This window comes from Pyxidicoccus fallax, from assembly GCF_012933655.1.
Taxonomy (GTDB): Bacteria; Myxococcota; Myxococcia; order Myxococcales; family Myxococcaceae; genus Myxococcus; species Myxococcus fallax.
On sequence record NZ_JABBJJ010000187.1, the window covers coordinates 1 to 24,884 of the forward strand.

Sequence of the window (24,884 nt, forward strand, 5' to 3'; positions counted from 1 at the left end):
GTTGTTGGATGAGGTGCTGGGGCGGGCGGGGCTGAAGCGCTCGGAGCTGTATGTCACCAACGCGGTGAAGCACTTCGGGTGGACGGAAGGGGAGGGCGGCAAGCGTCGGCTGCACCAGTCACCGGGGCGCACGGAGGTGCTGGCGTGCCGGGGGTGGCTGGAGGCGGAGGTGGCGGCGGTGCGGCCGAGGTTGATTGTCGCGCTGGGGGCCACGGCGGCGCAGGCGTTCCTGGGGCCGGGGTTCCGCATCAATCTCAGTCGCGGACAGGTGTTCGACACGCCCTGGGCGGACGGGTGGATGGCCACGTTCCACCCGTCGGCGCTGCTGCGCATGCCGGACCCTCGCAAGCGGGCGGAGGCGCGCATCCACTTCGAAGCGGACCTGCGCTCCGCGGCGGAGTGGCTGCGCAAGGCGCTGTCGCGGGACGGAGTCGCGTGAAGTGGGCGGAGACGCGCCCACGTGCAATGTGGAGTTTGGCGAGTTCACCCTCTGACCCGGGCCTCCTCCCATGACCCTGACAGCGCAGCAGTTGTTCGAGGTTGCAAGCCGCTACCGGGACACGACGAAGGAATACTACCTCCGGCAGGAGGCCAGTCCGCAGCACGAGCGCCTCGCGGCGCTCTGGCAGCAGGAGTTGCTCAAGATGGAGCGCTGGCGCGCGTTCCTGAGAGCACTCGAACAAGAACTCCCTGGCTTCACCTTCGGAGATGGCACCGCGCCATTGTCGCCCTGCTTCCGATGCATCGCATATCCGGCCAGCAGCTACCCGCATCCTGAGGTCCGCTGGGCCGTCGTGGGGTGTGTCAGCATCCTGGCTCCGGTCTATTCACTCTACGGCGTGGAGTTCGAATTCGAGGGCCGCGTTCGCAAGAGCGCCACGGTCCGCTTCGTGCCACTTCCTCCGCACCTGGCTGCCGTGGCCTCTGTCATCGCAACACGGCTCGAGGCGGAGTTCGGAGTCACCGAACTACCGCCCGCGTTCGCGAGGACTCCGGTTCCTCTCTTCGTCGAATCCAAGGAACCGCCCGAGACGACGCTCTTCGACGCGCTGTTCACCGACCGCCCCGAAATCATCCCCTGAGCGCCTGAATGCGCGAGACACGCGCCCATATCGTCCGTTCTCCAGATGATTGCGCCCCGGTGGTGCTCCTGGCCCGTGAGGTGGGGCCGGCGCTACCGTGGCTCCAGCCCGCCGACATCCAGGAGGACACCCGATGCGTCGCTCATCCCTGGCCCTGTTGCTGCTTCTCTCCGCCGCCTGCGCGCATGGCCCCAAGGGCCGCTCCGGCCCAAACGTCCTCATCACCCCGGCCGAGCTGGCGCTGCAAACAGGCCTGGAGCCCTGGGCTATCTCCATGCCCTTCGGCAAGGACCAGGACGGCACCGAGCTCGTCCTCCAATTCATGGAGCGCGCCGAGGCCTCCGGCGCCCACTTCGTCAGCGACGTGCAGGTGGTCTTCATGGCCGAGGAGAACGGCCAGCCCCTGGAGTGCCGCACCCGCCTCGTCCCCGAGGGCACCGCCCGCGACATCCAGCGGGGCATGCGCACCGCCGAGTCCGGCTCCCGCTCCCCGGCCCTGACGCTCGTCCAGCGGCCCGTGTCCCGGCCGGAGTACACCTGCATGTCCCAGCAGGGCGCCCGCGTCGCGACCGGTACCTACGTGGACACTGGCGTGGAGCGCGGCCTGGTGCCGTCACGCGGCCAGGGCGGCGGCCGCGGCCTGCTCAATGCCGTGACGCTCTGCGGCTACCAGCCCGTGACGCGGATGCTGACGCGCTACGCCTTCGAGGACACCGTCAACTACGTGCCGCCCCAGCTCCCCCGCGTCCGCGAGGCCCGCCCGGAGCTGCGCATCGAAGAAACCGACGCGGAGTGCCTGCCCAGAGAGCCGCACGCCCCCGCCGTCAACCGCATCGAGGCCATCGCCTACGGCGGCTCCGGGCCGAAGGCCGCCCTGGGCTCCTCGCCCGAGGTCATCCCCGTCCAGCACGACCTCTGAGGCATTCCACCGCTCCTCGTGACGCACCCTCGGGGAGCGGCGGCTCGGACGCTCAGATGCCGCGCACCTCGTGCGGCTTGTAGGGCGCCTCCAGCGCCTTGATTTCGTCCGCCGTCAGCTTGAGGTCCACCGCGCGCACGGCGTCCTCCAGGTGCTCCAGCTTCGTGGCGCCGATGATGGGCGCCGTCACCGCGGGCTTCGACAACAGCCACGCCAGTGCCACCTGCGCGGGCGGCACGTTGCGCGCGGCGGCCACGTCCCGGTTCGCCTGCGCCACCTCCCAGTCCCCGGGCTGGTCGTAGAGCTGGTTGGAGAAGGTGTCCGACTGCGCACGCGTCGTGGACTCGCGGTCCTTCAGCGACTTGCGCGTGCCCGCGAGCAGGCCGCGCGCCAGCGGAGACCAGGGGATGACGCCGATGCCCTCCGACTCGCACAGGGGCAGCATCTCCCGCTCCTCCTCGCGGTAGACGAGGTTGTAGTGCCCCTGCATGGAGACGAAGCGCGACCAGCCATTCAGGTCCGCCACGCCCAGCGCCCGCGCGAACTGCCACGCGTACGCGGACGACGCGCCCAGGTAGCGTACCTTCCCCTGGCGCACGAGCTGGTCCAGCGCGGACAGCGTCTCCTCCAGCGGCGTGTGCGGGTCCATGCGGTGAATCTGGTAGAGGTCGATGGCCTCCACGCCCAGCCGCTTCAGGCTCGCCTCGCAGCCCTGGACGATGTGCTTGCGCGACAGGCCGCGCATGTTCTGCCCGTCGCCCATGGGGAAGAACACCTTGGTGGCCAGCACCACCTCGTCCATGCGCGCGTAGCGGCGCAGCGCGCGGCCCGTCACCTCCTCGCTGACGCCCAGCGAGTACATGTCCGCCGTGTCGAAGAAGTTGATGCCCAGTTCGACCGCTCGGCGAAAGAAGGGCTGCGCGGCCTCTTCGTCCAGCACCCACGGACGCCAGGTGGGCGTGCCGTAACTCATGCAGCCCAAACAGATGCGAGACACCCGCAGGCCCGTGCGGCCCAGGTACGTGTACTTCATCGGTGCTCCTCCCTCGCACATCGTTGATGACCGCGACTCAGCAGACGCGTCGTCATTGGTGCGTCACGTCATACCTCGGATGGGTGGGTCGAAAATGAACGCGTGTCTTTTCTGCGTCCGAAGAAACCGCTAAAGAGTACGGGCAATCCGAGGGGGCGTTGGGCGTATCGGCGTGCCGGCTCCCCGGGTTTTGCGGGCGGGGTGTGCGTCACGACGTTACGGTCGCCGCCCTCTTCGAGAAGGCCGCCCCCCGAGACTCCGACATGTACCTGCCGACTCGCGCCGACCCCGCCTCTGAATTCGTCTGTCCCGAGGATGCCAGCTTCGTCGATGTCTGCAGGGCTCGGGCCGCTGCGCAAGGCGGGGAGCGGGTCTTCACCTTCCTGGAAGAGGAAGGCGAGAGCACACTCACCTACGCGGAGCTGGATGCCGGAGCGCGCGCGGTGGCAACACTGCTGCAGCAACATCTGGCACCGGGTGAGCGCGCGCTGCTGCTGTACCCGCCCGGGCGCGAGTACGTGCTGGGCTTCCTGGGGTGCCTGTACGCGGGAGTGGTGGCGGTGCCCGCGTATCCGCCGGACCCGATGCGGCTGGGCCGCACGTTGCCGAGGCTCCAGGCGCTGGTGGCGGACTGTGACGCGCGCGTGGCGCTCACCACGTCCTTCATCGCGGAGATGGTGGAGCCGCTCACGGCGGACGCGCCGGACCTGCGCGCGCTGCGCTGGCTGGCCACGGACGCGGTGCCCGCGAGCGGGGCGGAGGCGTGGCGGGCACCGTCCCTGGGCGGCGACGCGGTGGCGTTCCTCCAGTACACGTCCGGCTCCACGGGGACGCCGCGCGGCGTGGTGCTGCGGCACCGTCAGTTGCTGCACAACTCGACGCTGATTACGCGCGGGTTCGACGCGGGGCCCAACGGGGTGGGCGTCATCTGGCTGCCGCCGTACCACGACATGGGGCTCATCGGCGGCATCCTCCAGCCGCTGTTCCGGGACATCCCCACGGTGCTGATGCCGCCGCTGTCCTTCCTCCAGCGGCCGCTGCGGTGGCTGGAGGCGGTGTCGCGGTTCGGAGGGACGGTGAGCGGCGGGCCGAACTTCGCGTTCGACCTGTGCGTGCGCAAGAGCACGCCGGAGGAGCGGGCCGCGTTGGATTTGAGCCGCTGGGAGGTGGCGTTCTGCGGCGCGGAGCCGGTGCGCGCGGAGACGCTGGAGCGCTTCGCGGAGGCGTTCGCTCCGGCGGGCTTCCGGCGCGAGGCGTTCTACCCGTGCTACGGGCTGGCGGAGGGGACGCTCATCGTCACCGGAGGCACGCGCGTGGCGGCCCCGGTGGTGCGGCGCTTCGCGCGTGAAGGACTGCGACACGGCGAGGCGCGGACACCGGCGGCCGGTGACGCGGAGGCGGTGCTGGTGGGGTGTGGCGCGTCGCTCGGCGGGCAGGAGCTTCGGGTGGTGGACCCGGAGACGCTGACTCCGTGTGGCCCGGGCCGGGTGGGCGAAATCTGGGTGCGTGGGCCCAGCGTGGCGGACGGGTACTGGCAGCGGCCGGAGGAGACGGAGCGGACGTTCCAGGGGCGGCTTGCGGGCTCGGGCGAGGGGCCCTTCCTGCGCACCGGAGACCTGGGTGTGCTGGACGGGGGCGAGGTGTTCGTCACCGGGCGGCTGAAGGACGTGCTGGTGCTGCGCGGGCGCAACCACTACCCGCAGGATTTGGAGCTGTCCGTGGAGCGGAGCCACCCGGGCCTGCGCCCTGGCTGTGGCGCCGCGTTCGCGGTGGAGGTGGCGGGCGAGGAGCGACTGGCGCTCGTGCAGGAGATCTCCGCGAAGACGGTGGACGCGGGCGAGGTGGACACGGTGCTCGCGCGCGTCCGCGCCGCGCTGGCCGAGGAGCATGGCGTGGCCGCGCACGCGGTGGTGCTCATCGCCGCGGGCTCGCTGCCGAAGACGTCCAGCGGCAAGGTGCAGCGGCGCGCGTGCCGCGAGGCGTTCCTGTCGGGGACGCTGGAGGTGGTACGGGAGTGGCGTGAGGGCGCGGCGGCGGCAGGGCCTGAGGACGGGTCCGATGCGTCGGCGAGGCAGGGCGTGTCGGTGGAGGCGGGGCGTGAAGGGGCCTCCATGGCGGCGGGGTCGGGACGTGAGGGCGCGTCGGTGGGTGGTGCGCCGGCAGCGGGAACCGCGGAGCCGAAGGACATGCTCCCGTGGCTCACGTCGCGGGTCGCGCGGCTGCTCAACATGGACGTTCGCGAGCTGAACGCGGACACGCCGCTCACGCACTTCGGTCTGGACTCGCTGCGCGCGCTGGAGGTGCTGCACGCGGTGGAGGAAGGGTGGGGCGTGTCACTGCCCGCCGCGCTGCTGCTCCAGGGACCGAGCCTGCGCGAGGTGACGGAGTGGGTGGAGCGCAAGCGCGGCGCGGCCTCGGCTGATACGGCGACGCCTTCTCCCGAAGGCACGGAGACCTTCGTGTCCGACGGCCAGCGCGCGCTCTGGTTCCTCCAGCGCATGGCCCCCGGCAGCACGGCGTACCACGTGGCCCGCGCGGTGCGGTTCACCTCGGCCGTCGACGCCGACGTGCTCGCGCGGGTGTTCTCGGTCCTCGTGAGCCGCCACCCGGCCCTGGCCTCCGCATTCCCCGAGGAGCGGGGCGAACCGGTGCGCCGGCCCTCCGCCACCCCGCCGTCGCTGGAGCGCGAGGACGCCTCCGCGCTCACCGCCGAGGCGCTGCGCGAGCGGCTCGACACCGAGGCCCATCGCCCGTTCGACCTGGAGCGGGGCCCCCTGGTGCGCGTGCGCCTGTTCACCGGCGCTCCGGGTGGGTCGGTGCTGCTGCTCGTGCTGCATCACCTCATCACCGACTTCTGGTCGCTGGAGGTGCTCGCCGAGGAGCTGGGCGCGCTCTACACCGCCGAGGTCCAGGGCTCGCCCGCCGCGCTGCTTCCGCCTCCGCCGTCGGCGCCTGCCATCCTCCAGTCGCTGGCGTCGCGGTACACCGGCGCTCCGGGCGAGGCGCTCCAGGCCTGGTGGCGCGAGCGGCTGGGCGGCGCGCTGCCGGCGCTGGAGCTGCCCACGTCGCGGCCCCGCCCCCGCCTCCAGTCCTTCCGCGGCGCCACCGTGTCCTTCCGCGTGGAGCCCCAGACGGCCGCGCGCCTGAAGGCCCTGGCGCACGCGCATGGCGCCACGCCCTTCATGACGCTGCTGGCCGGGTATCTCGCCTTCCTGCGCCGCTACACCGGGCAGGACGACGTCGTGGTGGGCACGCCCACCGCGGGCCGCTCGCGCGCGGACCTGTCGCGGCAGGTGGGCTACTTCGTCAACCCGGTGGCCCTGCGCGCCCGACTGCCGCGCGCGCTGACCTTCTCCGGACTGCTCGCCCAGGTGCGCGGCACCGTGCTGGAGGCGCTGGAGCACCAGGAGCTTCCCTTCGCGCGCCTCGTCGAGCGGCTCCAGCCTCGGAGGGACCCGTCTCGCGCGCCCGTCTTCCAGGCGATGTTCGCCCTGCAGTCCGGCCGGCCCGGTCGCGAGTCGCTCGGTGCCTTCGCCCTGGGCGAGCCGGGCGCGCGCGTCCGCCTGGGCGCGCTGGAGCTGGAGTCCGTCCCCCTGGGACACCGCGCGTCGGCGTTCGACCTCACGCTGATGATGGCCGAGGTGGACGGCGGCTACGCGGCCAGCCTCGAGTACTGCGCGGACCTCTTCGACGCGGACGCCGCCGCCCGCATGGCGCACCACCTGCGCGCCATGCTGGAGGTCGCCTCGGCCACTCCGGACGTGCCGCTGGTGGAACTGCCCCTGCTGGGCGCCGAGGAGCAGCGCGCGCTGCTGGACCTGGGGCGGAGGAAGGCCGTCACGCGCGAGATTCCGGACGCGGAAGGTCTCCACCACCACTTCGAGTCCTGGGTGGAGCGGACGCCGGACGCGGTGGCGCTCGTCGCCGGTGCGTCGCGGTGGACGTATCGCGAGCTGGACACGTGGGCCGGACGGCTCGCGGCGCGGCTGCGGCGTCACGGTGTGGGACCCGAGGTCCGCGTCGGCGCGCTGCTGGAGCGGGGCGGGCCGGAGGCGGTGGTGGCCTTCCTCGCCGTGCTGAAGGCGGGCGGCACCGTGGTGCCCTTCGAGCCGTCCCATCCTCCCGAGCGCGTGGCGTGGACACTGGCCGACGCGGGCGCGCGCGTGCTGCTGGCCCATGGGCGGCTGTTGCAGCGCCTGACGCTCCCCGAGGGCGTGGAGCCCCTGCGCTGGGAGGAGCACGGCGCGCCGGGAGCGAGCACGGAGACGCCGATGCCGGGCGTGGCCGTGTCCTCGCCGGACCGCGCGGCGTACGTCATCTACACCTCCGGCAGCACCGGGCGGCCCAAGGGCGTGGTCGTCACCCACCGGGGCGCGTGCCATCTGGCCGAGGCCACGGTGACGGGGTTGGGCGTCGGCCCGGGCTCGCGCGTGCTCCAGTTCTCCTCGCCGTCCTTCGATGCCTCGGTGTCCGAGTACATCCAGGGCCTCACCTCCGGCGCCGCGCTGCACCTGCCGCCGCCGGGCGAGTTGCTCGCGGGCGAGGCCCTGCTCCGCGTGCTTCGCGAGGAGCGCATCACCCTGGTGACGCTGCCGCCGTCCGTCTCCTCGCTGCTGCCCGAAGCGCCGCTGCCGGACCTGAAGATGCTGCTGTCCGGGGGCGAGGCGTGTCCGGCGGACCTCGTGGCCCGCTTCGCGCCGGGCCGCGCCTTCGTCAACGCGTACGGCCCCACCGAGATAACGGTCTGCGCCACGTGGGAGTGGTGCTCGCCCGACGAGGCCGGTCCGCCCTCCATCGGCCGGCCGCTGCCGTACGTGGATGTCTACGTGTTGGACGAGGCCATGCGGCCGGTCCCCGTGGGTGTCGCGGGAGAGCTGTACGTGGGAGGCCCCTCGGTGGCACGCGGCTACCTGGGCCGGCCGGACCTCACGGCCGAGCGCTTCGTGCCGGACCCGTACGGGGGCGAGCCGGGCGCGCGGCTGTACCGCACGGGTGACGTGGTGCGCTGGCGTCCAGACGGGCGGCTGGACTTCTCCGGCCGCGTGGACGCGCAGGTGAAGCTGCGCGGCTTCCGCATCGAGCCGGGCGAGGTGGAGGTGGCCCTGCGCGAGCTGGCCGGGATGCGACAGGCCCATGTCACCGTGTGGCGCCCCCCGGCGGGCGGCGAGCCGCGGCTGGTGGCGTACGTCGTGCCGGCGTCCAATGAGCCGCTCGCGCCGGGCGAGGTGCGGGCCCTGCTGCGCGCGCGCCTGCCCGAGCACCTGGTTCCCGCCGACATCGTCGCGCTGGAGGCGCTGCCGCTGCTGGCCAGCGGCAAGGTGGACGCGCGCGCGCTGCCGCCGCCCACGCGGACCGCGGCGCCGGATGGCGCGCCCCGCACGCCGCTGGAGGAGACGATTGCCCGCGCCTGGGCGGAGGCCCTGGGGCACACGTCGGTCGGCGTCCACGCGCACTTCTTCGACGACCTGGGCGGCAGCTCGCTCGGCGCGGTGCGGGCGTGCTCGCGGCTGCGCGAGGCGCTCGGCCGGGACGTCCCCATCACCCACTTCTTCGAACATCCCACGGTCCACGCGCTCGCCCGGCGGCTGTCCGCCGAGGCGAAGCCGGAGCCCGACGACGTCAAGCACCAGGAGCGCGCGGAGGCCCGCAGGCAGGTCCTCCAGCGACGCGGAAGGAATACCGGACGCCATGGCTGATCATCAGGACGAGGCAACGGGCGTGAGTGGCAATGACATCGCCATCATCGGAATGGCCGGGCGCTTTCCGGGCGCCGCGGACATGCGGGCCTTCTGGCGCAACCTCGTGGAGGGCGTGGAGTCCATCTCCCGCCTGAAGCAGGAAGTGCTGGAGGCCTCGCCGCTGGTGCCCGAGTCCGTGCGCAAGCACCCGGACTTCGTGCCCGCCGCCTCGGTGCTGGAGGAGGGCGAGTCCTTCGACGCGGGCTTCTTCGACGTGCCGCCGCGCGAGGCGAAGTGGATGGACCCGCAGCAGCGCGTCTTCCTGGAGTGCGCCTATGCCGCGCTCGAGGACGCCGCGTACGACCCGGAGCGGTACACGGGAAAGATTTCCCTCTACGCGGGCGCGGGGCCGTCGCTGCACACGCTGTCGCTGCTGGGGCAGGGGAAGCTGGACCCGGCCTCGCTCTTCGAGCTGCTGGGCACCACGGGTGAGAACCTCGCGACGAAGGCGTCGTTCAAGCTGCGCCTGCGCGGCGAGAGCATGGCCGTGTACACGGCGTGCTCCACGGGCCTCGTCGCCGTGCACATGGCCTGTCAGAGCCTGCTGCTGCGCCAGTCGGACATGGCGCTCGCGGGAGCGGTGCGGCTGTCGCTGCCGCAGCGCACGGGTTACCTCTTCCAGGACGGGATGATTCTGTCCCCGGACGGGCACTGCCGCGCGTTCGACGCGAAGGCCGCGGGCACGGTGCCGGGCAACGGCGTGGCGGCGGTGGTGCTCAAGCCGCTGGAGGACGCGCTGCGCGACGGGGACCATGTGTACGCGGTCATCCGGGGCTCCGCGCTCAACAACGACGGTGGCCTGAAGGTGGGCTACACGGCGCCCAGCGTGGAGGGGCAGGCGGACGTCATCGGCGAGGCGCTGGCGTACGCGGGGCTGGAGGCGGGCGACATCGGCTACGTGGAGGCGCACGGCACCGGCACCGCGCTGGGGGACCCCATCGAGGTGGCGGCGCTCACCCGGGCGTACCGGAAGCAGACGGACCGGAAGGGCTACTGCGGCCTGGGCTCGCTGAAGACGAACATCGGCCACCTGGACACGGCCGCGGGCCTGGCCGGCCTCATGAAGGCGGCCCTGGCGCTGCACCATGAGGAGCTGCCGCCGAGCCTGAACTTCGAGAAGCCCAACCCGGCCATCGACTTCGCGAACAGCCCGTTCTTCGTCGTCAGCGAGCGGCGCGCCTGGCCCCGGGGCGACGTGCCCCGGCGCGCGGGCGTCAGCTCGTTCGGCATTGGCGGCACCAACGCGCATGCGGTGCTGGAGGAGGCACCGCTGCCTCCGCCGGCCGCGCCGAGCGCCCGGCCCTCGCAGGTGGTGACGCTGTCGGCCCGCACGGCGGGCGCGCTGGACGCGACGGCACGTCGGCTGGCGGACTGGCTGGAGACGGCGCCCGCGGACGTGGCGCTCGCGGACGTGGCCTTCACGCGCAACGTGGGACGGCGGGCCTTCGAGCACCGGCGCGCGGTGGTGGCGAAGGACCGGGCGGAGCTGCTGGCGCGGCTGCGCGCGTCCGGCAAGACGCAGGTGCTGGAGGACGTGGCGGCGGTGAAGGAGCGGCGCGTGGCCTTCCTGCTGCCGGGGCAGGGCGCGCAGTCGGTGGGCATGGGGCGCGAGCTGTACGGCGCGGAGCCCGCGTACCGCGAGGCGCTGGACGCCTGCCTGACGGGGCTGGGGCCGCAATTGGAGACGGCGGTGCGCGGGCTGTTGCTGCCGGCGCCGGGCACGGAGGCGGCGGCGCGCGAGACGCTGGCGGACCCGCGCTTCGCGCTGCCCGCGCTGTTCTCCGTGGAGTACGCGCTGGCCCGGATGTGGGAGGCGTACGGCGTGAAGCCGTATGCCCTGCTGGGGCACAGCTTTGGTGAGTACACGGCGGCGTGCCTCGCGGGGGTGATGCCGCTGGAGGACGCGCTGGCGCTGGTGACGGCGCGCGGTCGGCTGATGGCGCGGATGCCGCCGGGGAGCATGACGGCGGTGGGCGGCGCGGAGGAGGTGGTGCGCCCGCTGCTGTCGGGTGGACTGGCGCTGGCGGCGGTGAACGGGGCGGAGCGGTGCGTGGTGTCCGGGCCCACGGCGGAGGTGGAGGCGCTGGAGCGTGAGCTGGAGTCGCGCGGCATCGGCGTGCTGCGGCTCCCGGCGGCGCACGCGTTCCACTCGACGGCGGTGGAGCCGCTGATGGAGGAGCTGAAGCGGGTGGTGTCGGGCCTGCGCCTGTCGCCCCCCGAGGTGCCCTACGTGTCCAGCGTCACCGGCACGTGGATTCGCGCGGAGGAGGCGACGGACCCGGCGTACTGGGCGCGGCAGATGCGCGCGCCGGTGCGCTTCGCGGACGGGCTGGAAGCGCTGAAGGCGGACGGGTGCACGGTGTTCCTGGAGGTGGGCCCGGACCAGGCGCTCACGGCGCTGGCCCGGCTGGGCGTGCGCGGACAGGCGGGACGGGTGGTGCCCTCGCTGCCGCGCGCGGGCGCGAAGTCCAGCGAGCACGCCGTGTTCTCCGAGGCGCTGGGCGCGCTGTGGGAGCAGGGCCTGGAGGTGCGGTGGAACGACGTCTACGCGCACGAGCAGCGCCGCCGGCTGTCGCTGCCCACGTACCCCTACGAGCGGCAGGCCTTCGGCGTCGAGGTGCCCAAAGTCATTCCGGCGCAGACGGCGGCCGCCGCCGTCACCCTGGTGCAGGGGGCGACCGTCACCCACGGTGAGCAGGCTCCCGTCGCGGCGGCCCCGGCTTCCGTGTCCGTGGAGACGCCGCCGGACAAGGCCGCGCCGCGCACGGACGTGGAGCGCAAGGTGCTGGAGATCTGGCGCGAGCGGCTGGGGCGCACGGACTTCGGCATCAACGACGACTTCCTGGAGCTGGGTGGCAACTCGCTGATGGCGGCGCAGATGCTGACGCGCTTGCGCGAGGCCTTCCCCGTCCAACTGCCGCTGAGCGACCTGTTCGAAGCGCCCACCGTGGCGGGCGTGGCCGCGCGCATCCAGGCGCGGCTGGGCACGGCGGGAGGGGAGGGTGCCGAGGCCGCGCTGCCGCCGCTGGTGCGCATTCCTCGCGATGGGGCGCTGCCGCTGTCCGTGGTGCAGGAGCGCGTCGTCGCGCTGGAGCAGGCGTTGCCGGGCAACCCCGCGCTGAACATGTCCATGGTGCTGCGGATGCGCGGCACGCTGGACGTGGCGGTGCTGGAGCGGAGCCTGGAGACGGTGACGCGCCGCCACGAGGCGCTGCGCACGTCGTACCCGAGCGTGGACGGGCGGACGGTGCTCCGCATCGCTCCGGAGCTGCGGCTGCCCCTCTCGGTGGAGCAGGTGGCGGGGACCACCCCCGAGGCGCGCGAGGCGGCGTGGCGCAAGCTGGTGCACGAGGAGACGGCGCGGCCGCTCGACATCGAGCGCGGGCCAGTGGTGCGCGCGCGGCTGCTGCGGGTGACGGAGGACGAGCACCTGCTCGTCGTCACGGTGCACCACGTGGTGTGTGACACGTGGTCGCTGGTGGTGCTCGGACGCGAGGTGGGAGCGCTGTATGGCGCGCTCCAGCAGGGCCAGCCGTCACCGCTGCCGGAGCTGGCGGTGCAGTACGCGGACTACGCGGCCTGGCAGCGCAAGGCGCTGGAGGTGGGCGCGTTCTCCTCGCAGATGGCCGCGTGGCGCGAGCGGCTGGTGTCGCTGCCCGGCCCGCTGGACCTGCCGGTGGACCGCCCGCGCGGAGATGGTCCCGCGCTGAGCGCCATCCGCCGCAATGTCGGCTTCCCCAAGGCGATGACGGACGCGGTGCACGCGCTGGCGCAGCGCGAGGGCGTCACCTCGTTCATGGTGATGCTGGCCTCGTGGAACGCGCTGCTCGCGCGCTGGTCGGGCCGTGACGACCTGGTGGTGGGCACGCCCATCGGCAACCGGAGCCGTCCGGAGCTGGAGCCCGTCATCGGCTACGTGGCGCACGCGGTGCCGCTGCGCACGGACCTGTCCGGAGACCCGACCTTCCGCGAGCTGCTCGGCCGCGTGCGGGACGTGGTGCTGGAGGCGTACGCGCATCCGGACGTGCCCTATGAGCACCTCGTGCGGGAAATCGAGCCCGCGAAGGACACGGGCCGCGAGCGCGTGTTCGACACGCTGTTCATCCTGCACAACCAGTTCGCGCCGCGCCTGGAGCTGCCGGGCCTGACGATGAGCCTCGTGGAGGTGCAGGACGGACCGGCGCAGTTCGGCGCCGTGCTGTCGCCCCTGTCCGTGTCCATGGGCGAGGACGACGAGGGCTTCGCCGGGACGCTGGACTACGCCGAGGAGCGCTTCGCGCCGGAGACGATGGAGCGCCTGGTGGCGCACTGGACCGCGCTGCTCGCGGCGGCGGTGGCCGACCCGGAGCTGCGGCTCTCCACGTTGCCGCTGGAGACCGGGGCTCCGCGTACCGTCGCGGCCCTCGCGCGTGGAGAGGAGGCTCCGCTGTTGCCGGTGGCCTCGCTGCTGGAGGCCCGCGCCGGGATGGACGCCGGAGCCGTGGCCCTCCTCCAGGGCGACAGGAGCGTCACCTGGGGCGAGCTGCGCGAGAAGGCGCGACGGCTCGCGGCGGAGCTGGTGGACCGGGGCGTGGGCCCCGAGGTGCTGGTGGCCGTGTGCCTGGAGCCGTCCGTGGAGCGCACGGCGGCGCTCTGGGCCGTGTTGGAGGCGGGCGGCGCGTACGTGCTGCTCACCGTGCCGCAGCTCCGCGAGCTGGCCGCGCTCGCTCCCGAGGGTGGAGCGCCGCCACTGCTGCTCACCCACTCGCGCGTGCGGACGAGCGCGGCGCTCGACGCGTCCCGCGTCCTGCAGGTGGACGCGCTGCTCGCGGATGGGACGGACGTCCTGGCCCGCGCCGGCAATGTCGCGGTGGCGGCCCTCGCCGAGTCGGTGCGCCGTGTCTCGCGTGCCGCGGAGCTCCGCGAGCGGAGCCGCCCGGTCAACGTGTCCGCGGAGACGATGGTCTGCCTGGAGCCCATGGTGGGCCCCGCGGGAGACGCGCTGCGCGCCGTGCACACGCACCGCACGGTGGCGGACCTGTTCCGCCGCCTGGACGCGAGCGGCGATACGGCGGGAGGCGCCTGGCTCGACGTGGAGGAGTCGCACGCGCCCGGCACCGGCCTGGAGTCGCTGTGGGCCCTGACGCGCGGCCTGCGCGTGGTGATGCCCGCCGACAAGGCCCGCTTCCACGTGCTCTCCACGGGAGGCGTCGCCTCGCGTCGCGGCCCGGACTTCAGCCTGTCGTTCTTCGCCAACGACGAGGACTCGCTCGGCGGGCGCAAGTACCGGCTGCTGCTGGAGGCGGCGAAGTTCGCGGATGCGAATGGCTTCTCCGCGGTGTGGACGCCGGAGCGGCACTTCCACGCCTTCGGCGGCCTGTACCCGAGGCCGGCGGTGGTGGGCGCGGGTGTGGCCTCGGTGACGGAGCGCGTGGGCATCCGCGCGGGCAGCGTGGTGCTGCCGCTGCATGACCCCATCCTCGTGGCGGAGGAGTGGTCCGTGCTGGACAACCTCTCCGACGGCCGCGTGGGCGTGTCGTTCGCCTCGGGCTGGCACGCCAACGACTTCGTCTTCGCGCCGGACCGGTACGCGCGCCGCAAGGAGGTCATGCTGCGCGGCGTGGAAGAGGTGCGCTCGCTGTGGCGAGGCGGCACCGTGCGCCGGCGCAACGGCGCGGGGGACGAGGTGGAGCTGTCCCTGCGTCCGCGCCCCGTCCAGAAGGAGCTGCCCATCTGGCTCACCGCGGCCGGCAGCCCGGAGACCTTCCGGCTCGCGGGCGAGATGGGCGCGTACGTGCTCACCAACCTGATGGGCCAGCACCTGGACGAGCTGGCCGGGAAGGTGGCGCTGTACCGCGACGCGTGGCGGCAGCATGGGCACGCGGGCCGGGGCCACGTGAGCCTCATGATGCATGCGTACCTCGGCGCGGACCCGGCCGAGGTCCGGCGTCGCGTGCGCCAGCCGCTGCTCAACTACTTCCGCAGCTCGGTGGACATCCTCGCGGGCTTCGTGGCGAGCCAGGGCCTGAAGATGGACCCGCGCTCGCTGACGCCCGCCGACGTGGACGCGCTGCTGGAGCACGGGCTGGAGCGCTACGTGGAGGACGGTGGCCTCTTCGGCACGCCGGACTCCTGCGGCCCCGTGGTGGAGCGCGTGCGCCGGCTCGACGTGGACGAGCTTGCCTGCCTCGTGGACTTCGGTGTCGAGGTGGAGGCCACGCTGGAGGGCCTCACGCACCTGGACGCGCTGCGCGCCCGGTACTCGCCGGAGCCCGCGGCGCCCGTGCCCGTGGCGACGCTCGAGGAAGGCCCGAACGCGGCGGAGGCGCTGCTGGCGCTCGTCCGCGACACGGGCGTCACCTGGCTGCACTGCACCGCGACGCTCGCCCGCGCGCTGGCGGAGCTGCCCGGAGCGGGCGAGGCCCTGGGCTCCGTGCGCCGCGTGCTGCTGGAGGGCGCGACGCCGGAGGTGACGGCCACGCTGTCCCGCGCGCTGCCGTCGAAGGTCGTGCCGCGTGACGCGGGGCTCGGCCTGGGCGCCCTGCCGCCGGAGTCCTCCTGGGACGTGGTGGACGCCCGGGGCGCGTCGCTGCCTCCAGGCGTGGTGGGTGAGCTGACCGTCTCGGGCGCGGGTGTCCCGCGCGGCTTCTGGAACGCGGCGGGCTCCGCCTCGCTCCGCGTCCTCCGCGCCTCGGCGGACGGGGAGCGCAGGCTCGCGACGGGACGCCGTGCGCGGCGCCGGCTGGACGGCTCGCTGGAGCTGCTGGCCCCGCTGCCCATGCCGACCCGCCGTCCCAAGCCGCCGAAGGTCGCCGCGGCGTCCGGGGCGAAGAAGCCCGAGGGCCCGCCGCCCATCCCGCGCGTGTCCCGCGACAAGCCGCTGCCGCTGTCCTTCGCGCAGCAGCGGCTCTGGTACCTGGACCACCTGGAGCCGGGCAACGTCGCGTACAACAACGCCGTCACCCTCATCCTCTCGGGCACGCTCGACGTGGCCGCGCTGGAGCGCGCCCTCAACGAGGTGGTGCGCCGGCACGAGGTGCTCCGCACCACCTTCACCATGGCCGACTCGGGCTCGGTGCAGGTCATCGCGCCGTCGCTGGAGGTGCCCATCGTCCTCTCGGTGTCGGAAGGCGCCAGCGAGGACGAGGTCGCTCGCTGGGCCCGTGAGGAGGCGCGCCGTCCCTTCGACCTGCAGGCGGGCCCGCTGATGCGCGCGGCGCTGCTGCGGGTCAGCGGCACCGAGCACGTGCTGCTGCTCGCGCTGCACCACATCATCTCCGACGGCTGGTCGGCCGGTGTGATGATGCACGAGCTGGCGCGGCTGTACGGCGCCTTCATGGAGGGCCAGTCGTCGCCGCTGCCCGCGCTGCCCGTGCAGTACGCGGACTACTCCGTCTGGCAGCTGGAGTGGATGCGCGGCCCCGAGCTGAAGGCCGAGCAGGACTGGTGGCGCGAGGTGCTGGCGGACGTGCCGGTGCTGCGCCTGCCCACGGATCGGCCCCGGCCTCCGGTGCAGACGTACCCCGGCGCGCGGCTGCCCGTCGTCGTCCCGCAGCGGCTCTCCGAGGCGCTGGCCACGGTGGGACGGCGCGAGGGCGCCACGCCCTTCATGGTGCTGATGGCGGCATGGCAGGCGCTGCTGCACGCGTACTCCGGGCAGGAGGACTTCGCGGTGGGCACGCCGGTGGCGGGCCGCAACCGGCCTGAAATCGAGCCGCTCATCGGCTGCTTCATCAACTCCATCGCGCTGCGCGCGGACCTGTCGGGCGACCCGTCCTTCTCGGAGCTGCTCGGCCGCGTGCGCCGCTCGGCGCTGGGCGCCTTCGCGCACCAGGAGGTGCCGTTCGAGAAGCTGGTGGACGCGCTGCACGTGGCTCGTGACTTGAGCCACACGCCCATCTTCCAGACGATGCTGGTGCTGCACAACACGCCCGCGCCCGAGCTGGCGCTGGCCGGCGTGCACATCCGCAGCCGCGTGGTGCACACGGGCGCCACCAAGCTGGACCTCACGCTGGAGCTGGTCGAGTCGCGCGAGGGCCTCGTGGGTGGCATCGAGTACAACACCGACCTCTTCGACGCGGACACCATCTCCCGCCTGTCGGGGCACCTGCTCCGCCTGCTGGAGGAGGTGGCCGCGGCCCCCGAGCGGCGGATGTCGCGGCTCTCGCTGCTGTCCGACGCCGAGCGCCAGCGGCTCCTCGTCGAGTGGAACCCGCACCCGGCGCCCGAGCTGCTCACCGTCGACACGGTGCCCCTGCGCTTCGCGGCGCAGGCGGCGCGTACGCCGGACGCGGTGGCGGTGGAGGATGGCGCCCGGAGGCTCACCTACCGCGAGGTGGACGCGCTGTCCGCGAAGCTGGCCCGGCACCTGACGGGGCTGGGCGTGGGACGGGACGCGGTGGTGGCGCTCGCGCTGGTGCAGCCCGCGGACGTGGTGGCGGGAATGCTCGGCGTCATGCGCGCGGGCGCGGCGGCGGTGGTGCTGGACGTGGATCACCCGGCGGAGCGGCTCTCCGGCATCCTGGAGGACACGCGCGCCGCGGCCGTCGTCACGTCGGAGGCGTGGCGCTCGCGCGTGCCGTCGCGCGAGGGCACGGCGGTGGTGTCGCTGGAGTCGCTGCCCGACACGGCGGGCGCGACGCCTCACGGGCCGGAAGCCCACCATGCGGCGTGCATCGTCTACACGTCGGGCTCCACCGGAAAGCCCCGGGGCGTGGTGATGGAGCACCGGCAGCTCGTCTCCGCCACGCGGGCCCGGAGCGAGGTGCACGGCGCGCCCGGCGTGGTGCTGGCGCTGGCGCCGTTCACCTTCGACGCCTCGCTGGCGGGCCTGTTCTGGTCGCTCTTCGAAGGCGGCACGCTGCGCTACCCGGACGCGGAGGAGCGCGAGGACCCGCGCAAGCTCGCGGAGCTGATGGCGCGGGCGGGCGTCTCGCACCTCATCTCGGTGCCGGCGCTCTACGGGCAGGTGCTCGCGGCGGCGCCGGTGGGCGGCCTGTCCGGCCTGCGCGTGGTGAGCGTGGGTGGCGAGGCGCTTCCGGTGGAGCTGGCGCGCGCGCACCATGAGGCGCTGCCGTCGGTGTCCCTGTTCAACGAGTACGGCCCCACGGAGGCCACCATCTGGTGCACGGCGCACCGTGTGCGGCCGGACGAGCAGGGCAGCGTGCCCATCGGCCGGGCGGTGCCCGGGTCCCGGGTGTACCTGCTGGACCCGCGGCGGCGGCTGGTGCCTCCGGGGGCACCGGGTGAGCTGTACGTGGGTGGCGCGGGCGTGGCGCGCGGCTACCTGGGCCAGCCGGTGCTCACGGCCGAGCGCTTCGTGGCGGACCCGTTCGACGGGCGCCCCGGCGCGAGGATGTACCGCACGGGCGACCTGGCCCGCTGGCGCGCGGATGGAACGCTGGAGTTCCTCGGCCGCGCGGACGCGCAGGTGAAGGTGCGCGGCTTCCGCATCGAGCCGGGCGAGGTGGAGGCGGCGCTGCTCGCCCACCCCGAGGTGAAGGAAGCCGCGGTGGTGGCGAGGGAGGACGGCAAGGGCCCGAAGCGGCTCGTCGCCTACGTGGTGCCGAAGGGGCAGGAGCTGCTGGCCACGGAGCTGAAGGCGTGGCTTTTGTCCCGCCTCCCGCCGTACATGGTGCCCGCGGCGTACGTGGCGCTGCCCGCGCTGCCCCGCACGCGGCACGGCAAGGTGGACGCTCGCGCGCTGCCCGCGCCGGAGCGGCAGGCCCCGGAGGCGAAGGACGCGGCGGCTGTGGCTCCGCGCACGGAGGTGGAGGAGAAGCTCGCGGCCCTCTGGCGCGAGGTGCTCAACGTGGAGCGCGTGGGCATCCACGATGACTTCTTCGAGCTGGGCGGCGACTCCATCCTCGGCCTGCAGATCATCACCCGCGCCCGCGCGGCCGGCATCGAGCTGTCCCCGAAGCAGCTCTTCCAGAACCCCACCGTGGCCCGGCTGGCGGCGGTGGCGGGGACGCGGCTCGCCGTGCAGGCCGAGCAGGGGCCGGTGGTGGGCCCGGTGGCGCTCACCCCCATCCAGCGCTGGTTCTTCGAGCTGGGCCTGGAGGAGCCGCACCACTGGAACATGTCGCTGCTGCTCGAGTCCCGGGCCGCGCTGGACCCGGCGCTGCTGGAGCGGGCGCTGGCGCACGTGGTGGAGCACCACGACGCGCTCCGCCTGCGCTACGCCCGCGCGGAGGACGGCTGGCACCAGGCCTCGGAAGCACCCGGCGCGCCGGTGACGCTGGAGCGCGTGGACCTGTCCACCGTGTCCGTGGACGCGCGCGTGGAGGCGCTGGAGCGGAAGGCGGCGGAGGTGCAGCAGTCGCTGCGGCTGGAGGGCCCGCTCGTCCGGGCGGTGCTGCTGGACATGGGCGCGGGGCAGCCGGCGCGGCTGCTGCTGGCGGTGCACCACCTCGCGGTGGACGCGGTGTCGTGGCGCATCCTGCTGGAGGACCTGGCGGCGGCGTACGGGTGGCTCGCGGCGGGACAGGCCGTGCGGCTGCCGCCGAAGACGACGTCCTTCCAGGCGTGGGCGCGCGGGCTGGAGACGCTGGCCCGCTCGGAGAAGCTGGCCACGGAGAAGGCGTGGTGGCTGGAGCGGCCGTGGACGGAGGCCGCGCGGCTGCCGGTGGACTTCTCCGACGGGGTGAACACCGAGGCCACCGCGCGCACCCTGCGCGTGGCGCTGGACGTGGAGGAGACGAAGGCCCTGCTGCACGACGTGCCCAAGGCGTGGCACACGCAGCCGCAAGACCCGCTGCTCACCGCGCTGGCGCAGGCGCTGGCGGGCTGGACGGGCCGGAGCGCGGCGCTCGTCGACGTGGAGGGCCACGGGCGCGAGGAGGTGCTCCCGGGCGTGGACGTGTCGCGCACGGTGGGCTGGTTCACGCGCTTCTTCCCGGCGCTGCTCGACCTCAAGGGCACGCACGGCCCGGGCGAGGCGCTGCGCACGGTGAAGGAGGCGCTGCGCGCGGTGCCGTCGCAGGGCATGGGCTGGGGCCTGCTGCGGTACGTGGCGAGGGATGCGTCGCTGGCGGCGCTGCCGACGGCGGAGGTGGGCTTCAACCACCTGGGCCAGGTGGACGGGGCCGTGGGAGCGGGGGCGCCCTTCGCGCTCGCGCCGGAAGGCGAGGGGCTGCGGCAGCGGGCCGCCAGCTCGCGCCGGCCGTACCTCCTGGACGTGACGAGCGCGGTGCGTGACGGCCGGCTGGAGGTGACGTGGACCTTCAGCGAGGCGGTGCACCGGCGCGAGACGGTGACGCGCGTGGCGGAGGACTTCCTCGCGCGGCTCAAGGCCCTGGTGGTGGCGTCGCGGGCACCGGAGGCGGGCGGGCACTCTCCGTCCGACTTCCCGCTCGCGAAGGTGAAGCAGGCGCAGCTCGACAAGCTGTCCGCGAGGTTCGGGAAGAAGACGCGATGAGCGACAACATCGAGGATTTGTACCCGCTGTCGCCCCTGCAGGGCGGCATGCTCTTCCACACCCTCGCGGAGCCGGGGCAGGGGCTGTACTTCAACCAGCTCGTCTGCGAGCTGCGCGGACGGCTGGACGTCGATGCCTTCATCGCCGCGTGGCGGGGCACGGTGGAGGCGCACCCGGTGTTGCGCACGGCGCTCGTCTGGGACGACGTGGACGAGCCCGTGCAGGTGGTGCTGCGCGAGGTGGACCTGCCCGTGCGCAGGGAGGACTGGCGCGGGCTGACGCCCGAGGCCCGCGAGGCGAAGCTGGCCGCCTTCGTGAAGGACGACCAGCGCGAGGGCTTCGACCTGTCCAGCGCGCCGCTGGTGCGGCTGGCGCTCTTCCGCACGGAGGACGCGGCGTGGCGGTTCTGCTTCAGCCACTCGCACCTGATGCTGGATGGCTGGTCGCTCCCGCTGCTGATGCGCGACGTGTTCGCGCTGTACGCGGCGAGTCAGTCGGGGCGGCCCGGGCGGGTCGACTCGCCGAGGCCGTACCGCGACTTCATCGCGTGGCTGGGCGAGCGGGACGCGGGACAGGCGCGGGACTTCTGGCGGCGGTCGCTCGCGGGATTCTCCGAGCCCACGTCCCTGACGGTGGGCGGTGCGCTCGGCGCGGGCACGGGCCGCGGCGAGAGGGTGCTGCGGCTGGGAGGGGAGGAGGCCGCGGCGCTGGAGGCCTTCACGCGGAAGCGGGGGCTGACGGCCGGCACGCTGGTGCAGGCGGCGTGGGCGCTGCTGCTCGGGCGCTACAGCGGCACCGACGACGTGCTCTTCGGTGTGACGGTGTCCGGACGCCCCGGGGAGCTGAACGGCGTCGAGGACATGGTGGGCCTGTTCATCAACACCATCCCCGTGCGCGTGCGGCTGCCTCCGTCCGCGAGCGTTGACGCGTGGCTGCGGGAGCTGCAGGACTGGCTGCTGGAGGCGCGGCAGCATGAGCACACGCCCCTGGTGGAGGTGCGGCGCTGGAGCGACCTCCCCGCGGGGACGCCGCTCTTCGAGACGCTGGTCGTCGTGGAGAACTATCCGGTGGATGCCGCGCTCACCCGCGCCATCCCGGGGTTGCAGGTCGGGGACATCCGCTCGGTGGAGGTGGACAACCACCCGCTGTCGCTCGTGGCCGTGCCCGGCCGTGAGCTGACGCTGCGCATCTCCCACAGCGCCGAGCGCTTCGACGTCCCGACGGTGGAGCGGATGCTGGCGCACCTGCGCCACCTGTTGCGCGAGATGGCCCAGGGGGAGGGGCGTCTTCTGGGAACGCTCTCCCCGGTGGACGCGGAGGAGCGGCACCGGCTCCTGGTGCAGTGGAACGACACGCGCCTGCCCGAGGCCTCCGAGCGCAACATTCCCCAGGTGCTCGAAGCGCAGGTGGCTCGCACGCCCGACGCGGTGGCCCTCATCTCCGGCCAGGAGCGGTGGACGTACGCGGAGCTGCACGCGCGGGTCCTGCGGCTGTCCCACCACCTGAAGTCCCTGGGCGTCGGCCCCGAGTCTCGCGTCGGCGTGTGCATCGGCCGGTCCGCCGAGCTCGTCGTCGCCCTCATGGCCGTCCAGCGCGCCGGAGGTGCCTATGTCCCGCTCGACCCCCACTGGCCGACGGAGCGTCAGGCCCTGGTGGTGCGGGACGCCTCTCCCGCGGTGCTGCTCACCACCCAGGCCCTCGCCGGGCACCTGGACCCATCGGGTGCCGTGGTGGTGTGCGTGGACGCCGAGGCGGAGCGCCTCGCGCGGCTTCCCGCGTCGGCTTCGCCATGCCCGGCCCTGCCCGACAACCTGTGCGCCATCCTCTACACGTCCGGCTCCACCGGCAGGCCCAAAGGCGTGGCGCTGACGCATCGGGGGGCCGTCGCCTTCCTCCGCTGGGCCACGCGCAGCTTCTCGCCCCAGCAGCTCTCGCGCACCCTGTTCGCCACCTCCATCAACTTCGACCTGTCCGTCTTCGAGATGTTCGCGCCGCTGGCGTGCGGCGGCGCGGTGGTGGTGGCCGATGACGCGCTGGCCCTGCCTTCACTGCCGGCGGCGAAGGAGGTGACACTCGTCAACACGGTGCCTTCCGCCATGGCGGAGCTGGTGCGCGCGCGTGCCGTGCCGGCCTCGGTGAGCACCGTCAACCTCGCGGGCGAGGCGCTGCCGCGCCCGCTGGTGGAGGCCCTCTACGCCACCGGCACCGTGCGGGACGTCTTCAACCTCTACGGCCCCACCGAGGACACCACCTACTCCACCTGGGCCCGCGTGCCCCCTGACGCCGAGCCCACCATCGGCCGGCCCCTGTCCGACACCGCCGTCTACCTGCTCGACTCGCGGCTCCAGCCGGTGCCACTGGGCGTCGCCGGGGAGCTGTACCTCAGCGGCGAGGGACTGGCCCGTGGCTATCTCGGCCGGCCGGACCTCACCGCGGAGCGCTTCCTGCCCAACCCCTTCAGCACCACGCCGGGCGCGCGCATGTACCGCACGGGAGATCTGGCCCGCTATCTGCCCGACGGGCGCATCGCCTATGTGGGCCGTGCCGACTTCCAGGTGAAGGTGCGGGGCTTTCGCATCGAGCTGGGCGAGGTGGAAGCGGCGCTGGCCGCGTGCGCGGGCGTGCGCGAGTCCGTGGTGCTGGCGCGCGAGGACGTGCCCGGCGACAAGCGCCTCGTGGCCTACGTCAGCCCGGGTCCGCGTGGCCCGGCGGGTGAAGCCCCCGCGGCCCTCGACACCGCCGCGCTGCGTGACCTCCTGAGGCAGCGGCTGCCGGCGTACATGGTGCCCTCCGCCTTCGTGGTGCTGCCGGCGCTGCCGCGCACGCCCAACGGCAAGGTGGACCGCAAGGCGCTGCCGGCGCCCGACGCCACCCAGGTCGAGCGCACCCGGGAGTATGTCGCCCCGAGGACGCCCACCGAGCAGTTGCTGGCGGACCTGTGGCGTGAGGTGCTGGGCGTCGAGCGGGTGGGCGTGCATGACAACTTCTTCGCGCTCGGAGGGCACTCGCTGCTGGCCACGCGCGTTGCCTCGCGCGTGCGCGGCGTGCTGAACGCCGAGCTGCCCCTGCGCGCGCTCTTCGAGGTTCCCACGCTGGCGCTCCTGGCCGAGCGCATCGAGGCCGCGAGCCGGCCCACGGGCACGCCCCGGCCGCCGCTGGTGCCCGTTCCTCGGACGGGCGACCTCCCGCTGTCGTTCGCGCAGCAGCGGCTGTGGTTCCTGGATCGGCTGCGGCCCGACAGCGCGGTCTACAACCTGCCCGCCGCGGTGCGGCTCGATGGCGACCTGAACGTGGAGGCCCTGGAGCGCGCCCTCTCCGAGCTGGTCCGCCGGCACGAGGTGCTGCGCTCCACGTTCCATGAGTCGAGCACGGGCCCCGTGCAGCGCGTGTCGAGCGAAGCCCGCGTCATGCTCGGGCGCGGGGACCTGTCCGGGATGCCCGAGGCCGAGCGCGACGTCGAGGCCCGGCGCCTGGCCGACGCGGAGGCCCAGCGTCCCTTCGACCTGGAGCGAGGCCCTCCGCTGCGCGCCAGCCTGCTGAAGCTGGAGGCGCGGCGGCACGTCCTGCTGCTCACGCTGCATCACATCGTGTCGGACGGCTGGTCCACCAGCGTGCTGGTGCGCGAGGTGGCGGCGCTCTACGACGCATTCTCGCGCGGGCTGCCGTCGTCCCTGCCCGAGCTGGAAGTGCAGTACGCGGACTACGCGGTCTGGCAGCGCGGCTGGCTGCGGGGGGAGGTGCTGGAGGCGCAGGTCGACTACTGGCGCAAGCAGTTGGAAGGGGCGCCGCGCGCGCTGGAGCTTCCGACGGACCGGCCGCGTCCCGCGGCACAGACGTTTCGGGGTGGCTTCCGGCGGCAGGTCTGGCCGAAGGCGCTGTGGAGACAGGTGGAGGCCCTGAGTCGCGCGGAGGGAGCGACGCCGTTCATGGTGCTGCTGGCGGCCTGGCAGGTGGTGCTGTCGAGGTACGCGGGGCAGCAGGACGTCTCGGTGGGTTTCCCCATCGCGGGGCGCACGCACGCGGAGACGGAGGGGCTCATCGGCTTCTTCGTCAACACGCTGGTGCTGCGGTCGCGGGTGAGGCCGGAGGAGAGCTTCCGGGAGCTGCTGGGGCAGGTGCGGGAGGTGACGCTGGGGGCGTACGCGCACCAGGACGTGCCCTTCGAGAAGCTGGTGGAGGCGCTGCTGCCCGAGCGCGACTTGAGCCGCGGTCCGTTGTTCCAGGTGTCGCTGTCACTGCAGAACACGCCCGTGACGGAGGTGAAGCTCCGGGACGGGCTGACGCTGACGGGCCTGGAGGCGGACTCTGGCACGTCCAAGTTCGACCTCTCCCTGGTGGTCGAGGAGGTGCAGGACGGTGTGCCGGCGCTGCTCAACTACAACAGCGACCTGTTCGAGCCGGAGACGGCGGACCGCATCCTGGAGCACATGCGCGTGTTGCTGGAGGCCGCGGTCGCGGAGCCTGGGGAGAAGCTGTGGCGGCTGCCGCTGGTGAGCCCGCGGGAGCAGCGGCGGCTGGTGGAGGAGTGGAGCGGCCGGAGGGTGGAGTACCCGCGGGAGCCGTCGCTGGCGGAGCTGTTCGAGGCGCGGGTGGAGCGGACGCCGGACGCGGTGGCGGTGGAGTACGAGGGCCAGCGGCTGACGTACGCGCAGCTCAACGGGCGGGCCAACCAGCTGGCGCACCACCTGAGGCGGATGGGGGCTGTCTCTTATTT

7 protein-coding genes are annotated in these 24,884 nt (G+C 73.5%); 6 read left to right on the top strand and 1 reads right to left on the bottom strand.

The window, feature by feature from the left end; all coding sequences use genetic code 11:
• The 3 genes from HG543_RS32155 to HG543_RS32165 form a co-directional block, all read left to right on the top strand.
• Positions 1-439: uracil-DNA glycosylase family protein (locus HG543_RS32155; RefSeq protein ID WP_246357448.1), on the top strand; the 439-nt coding region annotated here is incomplete at its 5' end.
• 70 nt (positions 440-509) lie between these two features.
• On the top strand, positions 510-1,082 hold the full coding sequence (locus HG543_RS32160) for a hypothetical protein (RefSeq protein WP_169348741.1): 573 nt from the start codon (positions 510-512) through the stop codon (positions 1,080-1,082).
• 133 nt (positions 1,083-1,215) lie between these two features.
• The gene (locus HG543_RS32165) at positions 1,216-2,001 is read left to right on the top strand and encodes a hypothetical protein (RefSeq protein ID WP_169348742.1); all 786 of its coding nucleotides are present in this window, start codon (positions 1,216-1,218) and stop codon (positions 1,999-2,001) included.
• Between the two features lie 52 nt (positions 2,002-2,053).
• Here HG543_RS32165 and HG543_RS32170 read toward each other — a convergent pair whose 3' ends face one another.
• Complete coding sequence (locus HG543_RS32170; protein ID WP_169348743.1) at positions 2,054-3,034, bottom strand: aldo/keto reductase; 981 nt, start codon at positions 3,032-3,034, stop codon at positions 2,054-2,056.
• 263 nt (positions 3,035-3,297) lie between these two features.
• Here HG543_RS32170 and HG543_RS32175 point away from each other — a divergent pair, with 263 nt between their 5' ends.
• The 3 genes from HG543_RS32175 to HG543_RS32185 all read left to right on the top strand — a co-directional run.
• The gene (locus HG543_RS32175; RefSeq protein WP_169348744.1) at positions 3,298-8,730 is read left to right on the top strand and encodes a non-ribosomal peptide synthetase; all 5,433 of its coding nucleotides are present in this window, start codon (positions 3,298-3,300) and stop codon (positions 8,728-8,730) included.
• The gene (locus tag HG543_RS32180) at positions 8,723-20,170 is read left to right on the top strand and encodes a non-ribosomal peptide synthetase/type I polyketide synthase (protein WP_169348745.1); all 11,448 of its coding nucleotides are present in this window, start codon (positions 8,723-8,725) and stop codon (positions 20,168-20,170) included. The genes HG543_RS32175 and HG543_RS32180 overlap by 8 nt, the downstream gene beginning before the upstream one ends.
• A partial coding sequence (locus tag HG543_RS32185; RefSeq protein WP_169348746.1) for a non-ribosomal peptide synthetase occupies positions 20,167-24,884 on the top strand: 4,718 nt, incomplete at its 3' end. The genes HG543_RS32180 and HG543_RS32185, both read left to right, overlap by 4 nt.

Bases quoted from the DNA above. Each gene is read 5' to 3' on its own strand.
- HG543_RS32160 (WP_169348741.1), top strand. From the start codon at position 510: ATGACCCTGACAGCGCAGCAGTTGTTCGAGGTTGCAAGCCGCTACCGG.
- HG543_RS32165 (WP_169348742.1), top strand. From the start codon at position 1,216: ATGCGTCGCTCATCCCTGGCCCTGTTGCTGCTTCTCTCCGCCGCCTGC.
- HG543_RS32170 (WP_169348743.1), bottom strand. From the start codon at position 3,034: ATGAAGTACACGTACCTGGGCCGCACGGGCCTGCGGGTGTCTCGCATC.
- HG543_RS32175 (WP_169348744.1), top strand. From the start codon at position 3,298: ATGTACCTGCCGACTCGCGCCGACCCCGCCTCTGAATTCGTCTGTCCC.
- HG543_RS32180 (WP_169348745.1), top strand. From the start codon at position 8,723: ATGGCTGATCATCAGGACGAGGCAACGGGCGTGAGTGGCAATGACATC.